General features: G+C 70.4%; 17 protein-coding genes. 5 read left to right on the top strand and 12 right to left on the bottom strand.

Features of this window, described 5'->3' with window-relative positions; all coding sequences use genetic code 11:
* Positions 1-9 precede the first annotated feature (9 nt).
* Positions 10-504 (top strand): DUF2231 domain-containing protein, encoded by a 495-nt coding sequence (locus BM417_RS24445; RefSeq protein WP_093598725.1) that lies wholly within the window; start codon positions 10-12, stop codon positions 502-504.
* Here BM417_RS24445 and BM417_RS24440 read toward each other — a convergent pair.
* Genes BM417_RS24440 through BM417_RS24425 form a run of 4 tightly spaced genes read right to left on the bottom strand, consistent with a single transcriptional unit; the run spans position 462 to position 3019 of the window.
* A complete protein-coding gene (locus BM417_RS24440; RefSeq protein WP_093598722.1) occupies positions 462-878 on the bottom strand; it encodes an OsmC family protein in 417 nt (138 codons plus the stop codon). The two genes, BM417_RS24445 and BM417_RS24440, sit on opposite strands and share 43 nt — an antisense overlap.
* Positions 875-1642 carry an MBL fold metallo-hydrolase gene (locus BM417_RS24435; protein ID WP_093598719.1) on the bottom strand — a complete coding sequence of 256 codons (768 nt, stop codon included), beginning with the start codon at positions 1640-1642 and terminating at the stop codon, positions 875-877. Before BM417_RS24435 ends, BM417_RS24440 begins: the two co-directional genes overlap by 4 nt.
* Before the next feature lies 1 nt (position 1643).
* On the bottom strand, positions 1644-2396 hold the full coding sequence (murI, locus tag BM417_RS24430) for a glutamate racemase (protein ID WP_093599332.1): 753 nt from the start codon (positions 2394-2396) through the stop codon (positions 1644-1646).
* An 11-nt stretch (positions 2397-2407) separates the two neighbouring features.
* Positions 2408-3019, bottom strand: coding sequence for a rhomboid family intramembrane serine protease (locus BM417_RS24425; protein WP_245822132.1), 612 nt, complete (start codon positions 3017-3019; stop codon positions 2408-2410).
* 33 nt (positions 3020-3052) lie between these two features.
* Between BM417_RS24425 and BM417_RS24420 the strand changes: the two genes are divergently transcribed.
* Positions 3053-3913 (top strand): SMP-30/gluconolactonase/LRE family protein, encoded by an 861-nt coding sequence (locus tag BM417_RS24420; RefSeq protein ID WP_093598716.1) that lies wholly within the window; start codon positions 3053-3055, stop codon positions 3911-3913.
* On the top strand, positions 3914-6007 hold the full coding sequence (locus BM417_RS24415; protein WP_093598713.1) for a helix-turn-helix transcriptional regulator: 2094 nt from the start codon (positions 3914-3916) through the stop codon (positions 6005-6007).
* A 158-nt stretch (positions 6008-6165) separates the two neighbouring features.
* Here the strand turns inward: BM417_RS24415 and BM417_RS24410 are convergent, their stop codons facing one another.
* From BM417_RS24410 to clpS, 7 genes are read right to left on the bottom strand one after another with little or no spacing between them, the layout of a single operon-like run.
* A complete protein-coding gene (locus BM417_RS24410) occupies positions 6166-7116 on the bottom strand; it encodes a PLP-dependent cysteine synthase family protein (protein WP_093598711.1) in 951 nt (316 codons plus the stop codon).
* A gap of 8 nt (positions 7117-7124) precedes the next feature.
* The gene (locus BM417_RS24405) at positions 7125-7397 is read right to left on the bottom strand and encodes a MoaD/ThiS family protein (protein WP_030479225.1); all 273 of its coding nucleotides are present in this window, start codon (positions 7395-7397) and stop codon (positions 7125-7127) included.
* 31 nt (positions 7398-7428) lie between these two features.
* Entirely contained in the window at positions 7429-7839 is a 411-nt protein-coding gene (locus BM417_RS24400; RefSeq protein ID WP_093598708.1) for a Mov34/MPN/PAD-1 family protein, read from the bottom strand.
* 53 nt (positions 7840-7892) lie between these two features.
* Positions 7893-8174: a hypothetical protein gene (locus BM417_RS24395; RefSeq protein ID WP_143138790.1), complete on the bottom strand. Its 282-nt coding sequence runs from the start codon at positions 8172-8174 to the stop codon at positions 7893-7895.
* A 38-nt stretch (positions 8175-8212) separates the two neighbouring features.
* Positions 8213-9124, bottom strand: a complete 912-nt coding sequence (locus BM417_RS24390) for a P1 family peptidase (RefSeq protein ID WP_093598703.1) — start codon at positions 9122-9124, stop codon at positions 8213-8215.
* A complete protein-coding gene (locus BM417_RS24385; protein ID WP_177320582.1) occupies positions 9121-9678 on the bottom strand; it encodes a DUF2017 domain-containing protein in 558 nt (185 codons plus the stop codon). The genes BM417_RS24390 and BM417_RS24385 overlap by 4 nt, the downstream gene beginning before the upstream one ends.
* On the bottom strand, positions 9675-9974 hold the full coding sequence (clpS, locus tag BM417_RS24380) for an ATP-dependent Clp protease adapter ClpS (RefSeq protein ID WP_093598701.1): 300 nt from the start codon (positions 9972-9974) through the stop codon (positions 9675-9677). The genes BM417_RS24385 and clpS overlap by 4 nt, the downstream gene beginning before the upstream one ends.
* 79 nt (positions 9975-10053) lie before the next feature.
* Between clpS and BM417_RS24375 the strand changes: the two genes are divergently transcribed.
* On the top strand, positions 10054-11337 hold the full coding sequence (locus tag BM417_RS24375; protein WP_093599324.1) for a nicotinate phosphoribosyltransferase: 1284 nt from the start codon (positions 10054-10056) through the stop codon (positions 11335-11337).
* A gap of 1 nt (position 11338) precedes the next feature.
* Positions 11339-11878 carry an isochorismatase family protein gene (locus BM417_RS24370; protein WP_093598699.1) on the top strand — a complete coding sequence of 180 codons (540 nt, stop codon included), beginning with the start codon at positions 11339-11341 and terminating at the stop codon, positions 11876-11878.
* A 5-nt stretch (positions 11879-11883) separates the two neighbouring features.
* On the opposite strand, the gene BM417_RS24365 is transcribed toward BM417_RS24370, so the two are convergent.
* Positions 11884-12546: a hypothetical protein gene (locus BM417_RS24365; RefSeq protein WP_093598696.1), complete on the bottom strand. Its 663-nt coding sequence runs from the start codon at positions 12544-12546 to the stop codon at positions 11884-11886.
* Between the last annotated feature and the right edge of the window lie 39 nt (positions 12547-12585).

Below are 12585 nucleotides of genomic sequence, written 5' to 3'. Positions count from 1 at the left end.
GGGAGAGACATGCTGACGATCGACGGTATTCCGCTTCACCCGTTGCTGGTGCACGCGGTGGTCGTGCTGTTGCCTCTCGCGGCGCTCAGTTCGGTCGCGATCGCGCTGGTCCCGGCCTGGCGGCGCCGGTACGCGTGGCCCGTTCTCGGGGTCACGCTGGCCGGTGTCGCGGCGGTTCCGATGGCCAAGCAGGCCGGCGAGGACTTCCAGGCCGCGCTCGCCAAGAACGGCGTGCAGAACCCGGCCATCCAGACGCACGCCGACCTCGGCACCATGCTGCTGCCCATCGCGCTCGGGTTCGGTGTCGTGGTGATCGCGCTGCTGGTCGCGGGCCGGCTCGCGGACCGCGAACGGCAGGCGGAGGCACCCACCACGAAGACGTGGCGGGTGATCTCAGTCGTGGTGTCCGTGCTGGTCGTGCTGCTCGCGGTCGGGACGACGGTGCAGACCGTGCGCGCCGGTCACAGCGGGTCGGGCGCCGTCTGGAGGGGCACCGGGAGCTGAAGCGGCGCCGTCGCCGACTGCTTCAACGTCCGCGTGACCGTGCAGAACTGCTCCACGGCGCGCCGGATTACGGTCTCGAGCGCCTCCGGGTCGTCCACGGCGGACAGGTCGTACGAGAGCGTCACCGGGATGGAGATCACCTCGTTGCCGCTCTCGGACTGCACCGCGTCCGCCTCCGCTGTCAGCTGATCGCCGCCTGTTCGCCGCAGGATCAACGTCTCCGACGTCACCATCGCGCAGCCCGCGGCGGCCGCGACGAGCAGCTCCACCGGACTGAACGAGCCCTCCTGGCCCTTGCGGCCGATCCGCACCGACGCGCCGCGCCCGTTGGAAGCGACGAACTCGTGCTCGCCGACGCGCTCCAGGTTGATCATGTCCGCTCCCCCACCTCGTACCGGCCGCCCTGCACGACCAGCTCACTCGGCCCGCCGAACGCGGACCGCGCCTCCTCCAGCACGTCCTCACGCGACGTCCACGGCGGCACGTGCGTGATCAGGAGCCTTCCGGCGCCCGCTCGCTCGGCCAGCTCCCCCGCCTCGCGCCCGGACAGGTGCAGGTCGGGCTGCCGGTCCGGGGCGTGCGTCCAGCTGGCCTCGCTCAGCAGCACGTCGACGCCGGACGCCAGCGAGTCCAACGCGGGACACGGCCCGCTGTCCCCGGTGTAGGCCAGCGTGACCCCACCGCAGGAGATCCGGAACCCGTAGGCCTCGCAAGGATGTGCGACCACGGCCGAGTCCACAGTGAACGGTCCGATCTGGACCGTCGACCCCAGGCCGTGGAACGAGAACACGTCGGTGAAGTCCAGCGACGACCGCTCGGCCTCGTTGGGCGCATAGGCCGCGATGAACCGCGAGTGCGCCTCAGCCGGTGCGTGGACCGGCAACGGACCAGTGGGCGGCAGAGGATGGTACTTCCGTGCCACGTAAAGAGAAGACACGTCGACGCAGTGATCGGGATGCAGGTGCGAGAGCACCAGCGCGTCCATCGAGAACAGCGGCCGCTCCTCCTGGAACCGCGACAGCACGCCGTTGCCGAACTCCAGCGCCAGCGTGAACCCGTCGGCCTCCAGCAGATAGCCCGACGCCGCCGCGCCGGGTCCGGGGATGCTGCCGGAGCAGCCGAGCACGGTCAGCAGCACATCAGCCCCACTGTTCGAAGGTCGGCAGGAACCGGGCGGCGAGCTTCGCGAACCGCTCGGGCGGTCCGGTGCACGTCACCCGGTGCACGGCCGGGCCGGACACGGCGAACTCGTCGCGCTCGGTCAGCAGCCGCACGACGTCCTTCACCGTCTCCTCGGCGCTCGACACCAGCGTCACGTGCTCGCCCATGACGATCTGGATCACGCCGGTCAGCAACGGGTAGTGCGTGCAGCCCAGCACGACCGTGTCGACCTGGGCGCGCTGCAACGGTTCCAGGTAGGCCTGCGCCAGCCCGAGCACCTGCCGCCCCGAGGTGATGCCGCGCTCCACGAAGTCGACGAACCGCGGGCACGCCGCCGCCGTCACCGTCACGTCGCGCGCCGCCTGGAACGCGTCCTGGTAGGCGTGCGAGTTGATCGTGCCGACGGTCGCGATCACGCCGACGCGGCCGCTGTGGGTCGTCCGGACCGCACGGCGCACGGCAGGAAGGATCACCTCGACCACCGGCACGTCGTAGCGCTCACGGGCGTCGCGGAAGCAGGCCGCGGACGCGGTGTTGCACGCGATCACCAGCATCTTCGCGCCTTCGTCCACGAGCCGGTCGCAGATCTCCAGCGCGTGCTTGCGCGCCTGCGCGATCGGTAGCGGCCCGTAGGGACCGTTCGCCGTGTCGCCGATGTAGTGGATCGACTCGCCCGGCAACTGATCCATGATCGCGCGGGCGACCGTCAGGCCGCCGACGCCCGAGTCCATGATCCCGATCGTCACGCCGTGAATGTAGCCGGTGTGCTGGTGCGGCGGTTGTCGCGGGAAACACCCCACGCAGCCAAAACGCCGCCGATTGCGCCGAACAGGTGGCCTTCCCAGGACACCCCTGGCTGGCCCGGCAGCACGCCCCACAGCGCGGCGCCGTACAGCGCGAACACGCCGACCGCGATCACCAGTTGCAGCCACGAGCGCGCGAAGATCCCGCGCACCAGCAGGAACGCCAGGAACCCGAACACCAGCCCGGACGCTCCGATGTGGCTACCGGGGCTGCCGAACACCCAGACGCCGAGCGCCGACGACAGCCAGATGACCGCGGTGACCTGGAAGAACTGCTTCAGGCCGCCCGAGGTCGCGAGGAACCCGAGCAGCAGCAGCGGAACGGCGTTGCCGGTGAGGTGACTCCAGTCGCCGTGGATCAACGGCATCCACAGCAGGTTGTCCCACTGGCTGAAGTCGCGCGGCCGCACGCCGTCGTCCTCCAGCGAGCCGCCGGTCGCCACGTCGAAGGCCTCGACGAGGTAGAGGAACCCGACGAACCCCGCCACGACGAGCAACGACAGCACTGGATGCGGCGGTATTACCCGTTTCGCGAGCGCGGTGCGGTCCACTCGTCCAGGGTACGTGCCGATTAGGGTGGTTGGGTGTCGATCGAAGTAGCCGTACGCGCGTCCGCCCAGCTCGGCGAGGGGCCCACGTGGGACCACAGCAGTTCCACGTTGCTGTGGGTGGACATCCTCGCCTCCGAGGTGCACCGGTACGCACCCGCGCGGGACGACGACGCGGTGCTCGTGGTGCCGCAGCACGTGGGTGCCGCCAAGCCGCGCGCGCAGGGCGGGATCGTCTGCAACCTGCGCGACGGCATCGCGCTGATCGACCGCGACGGGGCCAAGAGCTGGCTCGTCTACTGGGCCCGCGAGGGCGTGCGCGGCAACGACGCCGGCATCGACCCGTCGGGCCGGCTGTGGGCCGGCACGATGCGCTACGACCAGGCCGCCGACGAGGGCTGGCTCGCCAGGATCACCGGCGACGGCGCCGCGAAGGTCATGGTGGACAAGGTGAACACGAGCAACGGCGTCGGCTGGAGCCCGGACGCGAAGCTCATGTACTACATCGACACCCCGACCCGCCGCATCGACGTCCTCGACTTCGACAACGCCACCGGCACCGTCGCGAACCGCCGCCCGCTCACCCACGTCGGCAACACCGACGGCTGGCCGGACGGCCTCACCGTGGACGCCGACGGGTGCGTCTGGGTCGCGCTGTGGGGCGGCCACGCCGTGCGCCGCTACACGCCTCGGGGTGAGCTCGACCGGGAGATCGCACTGCCGGTCGACAACCCGACCGCGTGCTGCTTCGGCGGCCAGGACTTCACCGACCTCTACGTCACGTCCGCCCGCTCCGGTCTCTCCGACCAGGCGCTGATGGACCGGCAGCTCAACGGCTCCGTGCTCGTGCTGCCGGGCGTCGGCCAGGGAGTGCCGAGCGTCGCGTTCAACGGGTAGATGCTCTCCCGCTTCATCGGCCGCACGAAGCTGCTGGCCGGCCTGCACGGCCTGATCGCCGAGCACCGGCTCGTGACGCTGACCGGCGCGGGCGGCTCGGGCAAGACCCGGCTCGCCGCCGAGATCGCCGGCACGGTCTTCGTGGAACTGGCGACGATCGGCCGGCCGGAGCTGCTGGCGCGCCGGATCGCCGAGGTGCTGGAGATCGAGGACAGGTCGGCGCGCGACATCGCCGAGGTGCTGCGCGAGCACCTCGCCGGGCACAAGACGCTGCTGGTGCTCGACAACTGCGAGCACCTCCGGGACGCGGTCGCGGAGCTGGCCGCCTACCTGCTCGACGGCGCGCCGGGCCTGACGATCCTCGCCACCAGCCGCGAGACGCTGGGCGTGCCGGGCGAACGCGTCCTCGTCGTGCCCCCGCTCGACGTGCCGCCGCCGAACGCGCCGATGAGCACGGACTACGAGTCGGTCGCGCTGCTCGCCGACCGGGCCCCGCAGTGGCAGCTCACCGAGCGGAACTGGCCGGACGTCGTGCGGTTGCTGCACCGGGTCGCCGGACTGCCGCTGGCCATCGAGCTCGCGGCCGTGCGGCTCCGGGCGATGCCGCTGCACGAGGTCGTGAAACGGCTCGACGACGAGATGAAGCTGCTCACCCGCAACGACAGAGTGGCGTTGCCGCATCACCGGACCCTGCGCGCGGTCATCGACTGGAGCCACGACCTGTGCACGCCGTCCGAGCAACGGCTGTGGGCACGGGTCTCGGTGTTCGCGGGCGGCTGGGACCTCGCCGCCGCCGAGGCGATCGGCGACGCGGAGCACGTGCTCGACGACCTGGCCGGGCTCGTCGCCAAGTCGATCGTGACGTTCGAGCACGACCGCTACCACCTGCTGGAACCGTTGCGGCAGTACGGCGCCGAACGCCTGGGCGCCGACCGCGACGCCGTGCTGAAGCTGCACCTGGACCACTACGCCGAGCTGGTCCGGCACGTCTCGGCGGGCTGGATCACCGACAACGAGCTGGTCGATGTTCTGCAGGCCGAGATGGCGAACGTCGTGGCCGCCCTGGAGACGAGCCTGCGCGAACCGGGCCGCGCACTGGAACTGGAGTTCCAGCTCGCCCGCGTGCACGCCGCGTTCTTCGCGAGCGGCTGGCCAGAGCAGTACCGCAGGCTGCGCCGCGCGATCGAGTCCGGTGCACAGGACCACTGGCACGTCGAGGCACTCACGTTCGCCGGCTCGATCGCGCTGGCGCTGGGACGTGCCGAGGAGTCCGCGGAGCTGCTCGCCGAGGCCGAACGGCTCGACAGCACGTTCGCGGGCGTGTTCTACCTGCGCGGCGAACGCCAATGGCTGCTGCACGGCGACTACGGCGCGCTGGCCACCTTGCGCGAGGCACGTGACCGGTTCGAACCGGAACGCCGGGTGATCTTCTCCGTGCACGTCGCGATGGCGTCGGCGATGCTCGCCGAGGAGACGGAGGCCCGCGCCGACATCGCCGAGCTCGCGGCGACGTCGGGTGGCGGCCCTGTCGTCGCGGCGGGGCTGCTGATGGCGCGGGGCGTGCTGGAGCTGCGGTTCGGCTCTCCCGGACAGGCCTCCGACCTGCTGCGGAGCGCGCTGGAACGGCAGCGCGAGAGCGGCGACGAGTGGGGACCCGTCTGGGCCGTCGAGGCGCTCGCGTGGGCGACGGCGGCCGGCGGGAACGCGCGCCTGGCCGCCCGGTTGCTCGGCGCGGCCGAGGCCTTCCAGAGACTGACCGGGCGCGATCTCATCGGCCACGAGACGTTCAGGCAGATGCGTGCGAAGGCCGTCGCTCAGGCGCGCTGCCCCGAGTACGGCCGGGAGTACGCGGCAGGTGCGGCGCTGAAGTCGTTCGACGAGATCTTCGCGACCGTGTTCGGCGAGAACGACGGGCCGCTCACACCGGCGCAGCTGGAGGTCGCGAGGCTCGTCGCGGCCGGCCTGACCAACCGCGAGATCGCCACGCGGCTGCACAAGTCACAACGCACTGTCGAGGCCCAAGTGCAGCAGATATTCGCTGCTCTGGGCGTCAACAGGCGCGTTATGATCGCCCGGCGGATCAACGTCAGCTGATGAGTGCCCGTACGTAGGTGACACTGCGGTTTGTACGGATGTGCACTCGTATACCGGTGAACTACAAAAGAGCAGTTCACCGGTCCGCACGAGCATCTGGGGGATGCACATGAGTGAAGATCTGGCCTGGAAGGGCGCCCTTTAGAGGGTTTGTTTCGTCACGCCCAGAGGTGGCCGTCGAGTTTGGCGGCCGCCTCGTCCAGCGTGCCTGCGTAGGCACCGGTGGACAGGTACTTCCACCCCGCGTCGGCCACCACGAACACGATCTCCGCGGCCTTCCCCGCCACCTCGGCCTTCTGCGCCACGGCCAGCGCGGCGTGCAGGATCGCGCCCGTCGAGATGCCGGCGAAGATGCCCTCGGTCTCCAGCAGCTGCCTGGTGCGGCGCAACGCGTCGTAGGAGCCGACCGAGTACCGCCCGGTCAGCACCGACTCGTCGTACAGCTCCGGCACGAAGCCCTCGTCGAGGTTGCGCAGCCCGTAGACCAGCTCGCCGTAGCGGGGCTCGGCGGCGATGATCTGCACGTCCGGCTTGGCCTCGCGCAGGTACCGCCCGACGCCGACCAGCGTGCCCGTCGTGCCCAGACCGGCGACGAAGTGCGTGATCTCCGGGAGGTCCTTGAGGATCTCCGGGCCCGTGCCGCGGAAGTGCGCCTCCGCGTTCGCCGGGTTGCCGTACTGGTAGAGCATCACCCAGTCCGGGTTCTGCTTCGCGATCTCCTTCGCCGTGGCGACGGCCTGGTTCGACCCGCCCGCGGCGGGCGAGAACACGATGCGCGCGCCGTACGCCTGCAGCAGCTGCTTGCGCTCGGTCGAGGTGTTCTCCGGCATCACGCACACCAGGCCGTAGCCCTTGAGCTTCGCGGCCATGGCGAGCGAGATGCCGGTGTTGCCGGACGTCGGCTCCAGGATCGTCGCGCCGGGACGCAGCACGCCGTCCCGCTCCGCCGCCTCGATCATGGCCAGCGCGGGCCGGTCCTTGATCGAGCCGGTCGGGTTGCGGTCCTCGAGCTTCGCCCAGATGCGCACGTTCTCGGACGGCGACAGGCGCGGGAGGCCCACCAGCGGTGTTCCGCCGAGCGCGTCCAGGAGCGAGTCGTAGCGGGCCATGGGGAAGATCAGCCGCCCGCGACGGCCGGGAGGATGGTGACGTTGTCGCCGTCCTTCACCTCGGCCGCGAGGCCACCGGAGAAGCGCACGTCCTCGTCGTTGACGTAGACGTTGACGAAGCGGTGCAGCGTCCCCTCCTTGACCAGGCGGGCCTTGAGGCCGCCGTGGTTGTTCTCCAGGTCGTCGATGACCTCGGCGAGCGTCGTACCGGCAGCGGACACCGACTTCTCGCCCCCGGTGTGGGTGCGCAGGATGGTCGGGATCGACACGGTGACTGCCATGGTGGTTCTACCTCCGGGAAACGGGTGCAACTCAGGATTCGACGATCTTGACCGGTTCCTCGGTCACGACACCGTCGACGATGCGGTACGACCGCAGCTCGTGCTCGATCGGGTCACGCGTGGAGACCAGCACGTAGTGCGCCTCCGGCTCGCCCGCGAACGAGATGTCGGTGCGGGACGGGTACGCCTCCGTGGCGGTGTGCGAGTGGTAGATGACCACCGGCACCTCGTCGTTCGCGTCCATCTCGCGCCACACCTTGAGCTGCTCGGCCGCGTCGAACCGGTAGAACGTGGGCGACCGCTCCGCGTTCTCCATCTCGATGAAGCGCTCAGGGCGATCGGACCCGAACGGCCCGGCGATCACCCCGCACGCCTCGTCGGGATGGTCGCGGCGCGCGTGGGCCACCATCGCGTCCACCAGGTCACGGCGAATCACCAGCACGCGCTCAATCCTACGGGCTGGCCGGAGTTGTCTCGGTATGCGAGATAACCACGTCAGAGGTCCTGGAACTCGAGTCCGCCGAACTCGAAGCGCGCCTGGTCGATCGCGTCCTGCGACGTCGAATGGCACGTGTCGGTCAGGACGTTCCACTCGGCGTCGCAGTAGAAGAGGTAGACGCTCTTCCCTCCTTCGTAGCAGGCCAGCGCGAGGCCGCGGACGACGTCCGGGAAGTCCCCGAAGTGGAACGTGTTGCCGGTGGCCGGCTGCGCGGGGCCGATGAGAGCGAACTGGAGCACTCGGGCGCCGTCGAGTTCACCTGGGGGTTGCTGTGTCACGGCACGATCCTCATCCTCAAGACGTACACCGGCACCGCTCAGAGATCGCGGAACGCCGTCACGCCGTTCAGTGACGTCGCCTCGCGCGCACCGGACACCACGGCCTCCGCGAACACCTCGGCGGCGGCAGCACACAGCGCGTCCAGCGCGAACACCCGCGGCTCGGCCAGCGGCACGGCACCGGTGGCCAGCGCGAACACCGTGTCACCGTCGAACATCGAGTGCGCCGGGCGCACGGCGCGGGCCAGGCCGTCCTGCGCGGCCATCGCGAGCCGCCGGCACTCCGCCTTGGACAGGTCCGCGTCCACCGCGACGACGCCGATCGTGGTGTTCAGGCCGTCGGGCTTGCGTTGCGGCAACGCCACCGCGGACGTCCCGAGCGAGGGCAGCCACGGCAGGCCCGACGCCCGGTCGACGACCTCGCCGGCCGCGTTCACCACAGCGAGCGCGCCGATCTGGTGCGCGCCGACCGTCGCCGAGGCGACGCCCACGCCGCCCTTCAGCGAGCCGACCCGCGCACCGGCACCGGCGCCGACGCAGCCCAGTGCGAACTCCGGGGAGGCCGCCTCGCAGGCCGCGTAGCCGAACGAGGAGTCCGGCCGGTTGCCCCACTCCGACATCGGCAGGTCGAAGATCACCGCTCCCGGCACGATCGGCACGACGTGGTGCGGCTGGGCGCCCACCTGGAAGCCGATCGAGCGTTCGGAGAGCCAGCGCATGACGCCGTCCGCGGCCGCGAGCCCGTAGGCGGAGCCACCCGACAGGCACACCGCGTGCACCTGCTGGACCAGGTTCGAGGGGTCCAGCAGGTCGGTCTCGCGGGTGCCGGGCGCGCCACCGCGTCCGTCGACGGCCCCGACCGCGCCGGCCGGCACCAGCACGACGGTCGTGCCCGTCGCCCAGCCCGGTTCGACGCGGTGGTGATGGCCGACGAGGACGCCGGGAATCACGGCATCATCGCTTCGACGAGCGTGTCCTGCACCCAGGTCAGCCAGTGGTAGACGCCGAGGTGCGGCGAGCGCGGATCCTCCGGCGGCAGTTCGTCCGGCATGTCCTCGGTGACGTCCAGCGCGGTGCCCAGGGCCAGACGCACGTCGTTGAGCGACGCCATCCAGGCCTCGGCCTCGGCGATGGTCAGCCGGAGCTCACCGCCGTCGGGTGAGCACGTCTTCAGCACGGTCTCGGCCGCGGCTGTCTTGTGGTCCAGAAGCTCCGGCTCGTGCAACGAGCGCAGCGCCGCCGCCGAGTTGACCTCGTCCGGGTCCGGCGCGTCGTCGTCGAGACGGTGGAAGTCGGGCAACAGCCTGCCCAGGATCGGATCGTCGGGAGCCTCCGACGGGCCGGTCCTGATGCCGGTCAGCTCCGCGAGCTCGTCCTGCGGCGCGTCCTCTGCTCGGGCCAGCAGCATGTCCTGGATCTGGCTGACCAGACCGCGCACGACCGCGGCCTCCTGCCGATCCAGCCTGCCGACGACGACGTCACCGTCGCGGATCCACCTCTTCACGAGGCCCGCTGCATGGTCGCCCAGAGCCCTGCCGCGTGGAGTTTCGCCACGTCGGCCTCCACCTTGTCCTTGGTGCCCGATGTCACGATCGCCTTGCCTTTGTGGTGCACGTCGAGCATCAGCTTGGTCGCATGGTCCCTGCTGAACCCGAACAGCTTCTGGAACACGTACGTCACGTAGGACATCAGATTTACCGGGTCGTTCCAGACCACGGTCTGCCACGGTCGGTCCTCGGCGGCGATCTCCTCGCCGACGGCCTCCGGCTGCGTCCGTTCCTGTTCGACGGGCGTGGTCATACCGCCAATGGTGTCATGTTCGCCGCAGTGACGGAGACCGCGTGCGAGTAAACCGGATGCGACCTTAGGGTTGGTGACCATGAACTCGACGGCGTTGCTGACAGACCACTACGAGCTCACCATGCTCGCGGCCGCGCTGCGTGACGGCACCGGTGACCGTCCGTGCGTGTTCGAGCTGTTCGCGCGCAGGCTTCCGAACGAACGGCGCTACGGCGTGGTCGCGGGCGTGGGCAGGCTGCTCGACGCGATCGAGGCCTTCCGCTTCGGCGAGGAGGAGATCGACCAGCTGCGCCGCAACGCCGTGGTCGACGATTCCACCTTGGAATGGCTCGCGAACTACCGGTTCTCCGGCGAGATCGACGGCTACCCCGAGGGCGAGCTGTACTTCCCCGGTTCGCCGGTGCTGACGGTCCGCGCGTCGTTCGCCGAGGGCGTGGTGCTGGAGACGCTCGCGCTCTCGATCCTCAACCACGACAGCGCGATCGCGTCCGCCGCCGCCCGCATGGTGACCGCAGCGAACGGCCGTCGCATGATCGAGATGGGCTCGCGCCGCACGCACGAGGAAGCCGCCGTGGCGTGCGCCCGCGCGTCGTACCTGGCGGGCTTCACCGCGACGTCCAACCTGGAGGCCGGACGCCGCCACGGCATCCCGACGGCCGGCACGTGCGCGCACGCGTTCACGTTGCTGCACGACTCCGAGGAAGCGGCCTTCCGCAGCCAGGTCGAGGCACTGGGCGCCGGGACGACGTTGCTGGTCGACACCTACGACATCACCGAGGGCATCAAGACGGCCGTCGCGGTCGCCGGCCCCGACCTGGGCGCGATCCGGATCGACTCGGGCGACCTGGGCGTGCTGGCCCGGCAGGCCCGCGACCAGCTCGACTCGCTGGGCGCCCGCAACACCCGCATCGTCGTGTCCGGTGACCTGGACGAGTACTCGATCGCCGCCCTGCGCGCCGAGCCCGTGGACGCGTACGGCGTCGGCACGTCGGTGGTGGTCGGCTCGGGCTCGCCGACCGCGGGCATGGTCTACAAGCTGGTCGAGGTCGACGGCAGGCACGTCGAGAAGCGCAGCACGTCGAAGCAGTCGCGCGGCGGCTGGAAGAAGGCGTTGCGCCGCCACAAGGACACGGGCACGGCGCTGGAGGAGGTCGTGTTCCAGGCCTCGGCGCAACCCGAGCTCGGCCCGTACGACAGGCTCGTGCAGATTCCGCTGATGCGTGGCGGGCAGCGTACCGACGAGGTCCCCACGCTGGAGCAGGACCGCGAACGCCTGCGCGCGGCGCTGGTGAGCGTGCCGTGGGAGGGCCTCAAGCTCTCGCGCGGTGAGCCCGCGATCCCGACGATCTACCTGGAAGGCTGACATGACCAAGGCACTGATCGTCGTCGACGTCCAGAACGACTTCTGCGAGGGCGGTTCGCTGGCCGTCAACGGTGGTGCGGCCGTCGCCGCGGCCATCACGCAGCACATCGCCACCTCGGCGTACGACCACGTCGTGGCGACGCGCGACTACCACGTGGATCCGGGCCCGCACTTCTCTCTGACCCCGGACTTCATCGACTCGTGGCCGGTGCACTGCGTGGCGGGCACGCCCGGCGCGTCGTTCCACCCGGAGCTCGACGTCGCACGCGTGGAACAGGTCTTCTCGAAGGGCCGGTTCGCCGCCGCCTACTCGGGTTTCGAGGCGGAGAACGACCTCGCGGGCTGGCTGACGGACAACGGCGTGACCGATGTGGACGTCGTCGGCATCGCGACCGACCACTGCGTCCGCGCCACGGCCCTGGACGCGCAGCGCAACGGCTTCCGCACGACGGTCCTCGTCGGCCTGACCGCGGCGGTCTCGCCGACGACCCGCGACGCCGCAGTTGAGGAACTGCTCGCCGCGGGCGTCGGTATCGCCTGAGTCCGCTACGGAGTCGGCGAGCAGGCCACCGTGCCGACGGTGATGCTTCCGGTGTAGCCGGACGACGGTTCGAAGGTGATCTTCAACAGCGTCATCGCGATGCTGCCGTCGTTCGGCACCGGGAACACCGTGTCGGTGAACTTGGCCTTGGCGAGCACGGTTCCGTTGCTCGCCTTGATGTCGTGCACGTAGCCGGACGGAAGCTGCTGCGGCAGCCCGGTCCAGCCGGACATGCCCTTGAGCTCCCAGCCCGCCGACGTGCCCTTCTCGTTGGCCTCGCAGGTGATCGACCACTCGGCGATCTTGAGCCGCGGTCCCTTGTTCCCGCCGGACAGCCCGGCGAGGGCGGACAGGTCGAAGCCGGCGCCCTTGGCCGCGGACTTCGTCTTCGTGAGGAACTCGTCCGGGTTCACGACCTCGGTCGTGCAGGTCGAGCCGGTCTCACCGATCTTGAGCCCGGTCCTGCTCACGGCAGGGCTGGCACCGGTGACGGTGCCCGCCGCGTCCGGGTTCACGTCGCACACCGCGAGCGGCGCGACCTTGAACGTCTGGTCCGCCTTGGCGAAGTCGGCGGATCCGGCGCTCGCGGTGCCGGGCGGGTTGGCGGCGAACGCGGGAGCCGCGGTCACCACCGTCAGCGCGACCGCCGTCGCGGCGATCAACCTCATGCGCACTGTTGCCACTTCCCCTTCAGCTCGGTTACCACC

It is taken from the genome of Lentzea waywayandensis, assembly GCF_900115955.1.
GTDB classification, from domain to species: Bacteria; Actinomycetota; Actinomycetes; order Mycobacteriales; family Pseudonocardiaceae; genus Lentzea; species Lentzea waywayandensis.
This window is presented reverse-complemented; position numbering and strand designations above follow the sequence as displayed.

Excerpts from the sequence above, each read along its gene's own strand:
- BM417_RS24410 (WP_093598711.1), bottom strand. The coding sequence starts at position 7,116 with ATGGCCCGCTACGACTCGCTCCTGGACGCGCTCGGCGGAACACCGCTG.
- murI (WP_093599332.1), bottom strand. The coding sequence starts at position 2,396 with ATGGACTCGGGCGTCGGCGGCCTGACGGTCGCCCGCGCGATCATGGAT.
- BM417_RS24370 (WP_093598699.1), top strand. The coding sequence starts at position 11,339 with ATGACCAAGGCACTGATCGTCGTCGACGTCCAGAACGACTTCTGCGAG.
- BM417_RS24415 (WP_093598713.1), top strand. The coding sequence starts at position 3,914 with ATGCTCTCCCGCTTCATCGGCCGCACGAAGCTGCTGGCCGGCCTGCAC.
- BM417_RS24365 (WP_093598696.1), bottom strand. The coding sequence starts at position 12,546 with ATGAGGTTGATCGCCGCGACGGCGGTCGCGCTGACGGTGGTGACCGCG.
- BM417_RS24445 (WP_093598725.1), top strand. The coding sequence starts at position 10 with ATGCTGACGATCGACGGTATTCCGCTTCACCCGTTGCTGGTGCACGCG.
- BM417_RS24405 (WP_030479225.1), bottom strand. The coding sequence starts at position 7,397 with ATGGCAGTCACCGTGTCGATCCCGACCATCCTGCGCACCCACACCGGG.
- clpS (WP_093598701.1), bottom strand. The coding sequence starts at position 9,974 with ATGACCACGCCCGTCGAACAGGAACGGACGCAGCCGGAGGCCGTCGGC.
- BM417_RS24375 (WP_093599324.1), top strand. The coding sequence starts at position 10,054 with ATGAACTCGACGGCGTTGCTGACAGACCACTACGAGCTCACCATGCTC.
- BM417_RS24440 (WP_093598722.1), bottom strand. The coding sequence starts at position 878 with ATGATCAACCTGGAGCGCGTCGGCGAGCACGAGTTCGTCGCTTCCAAC.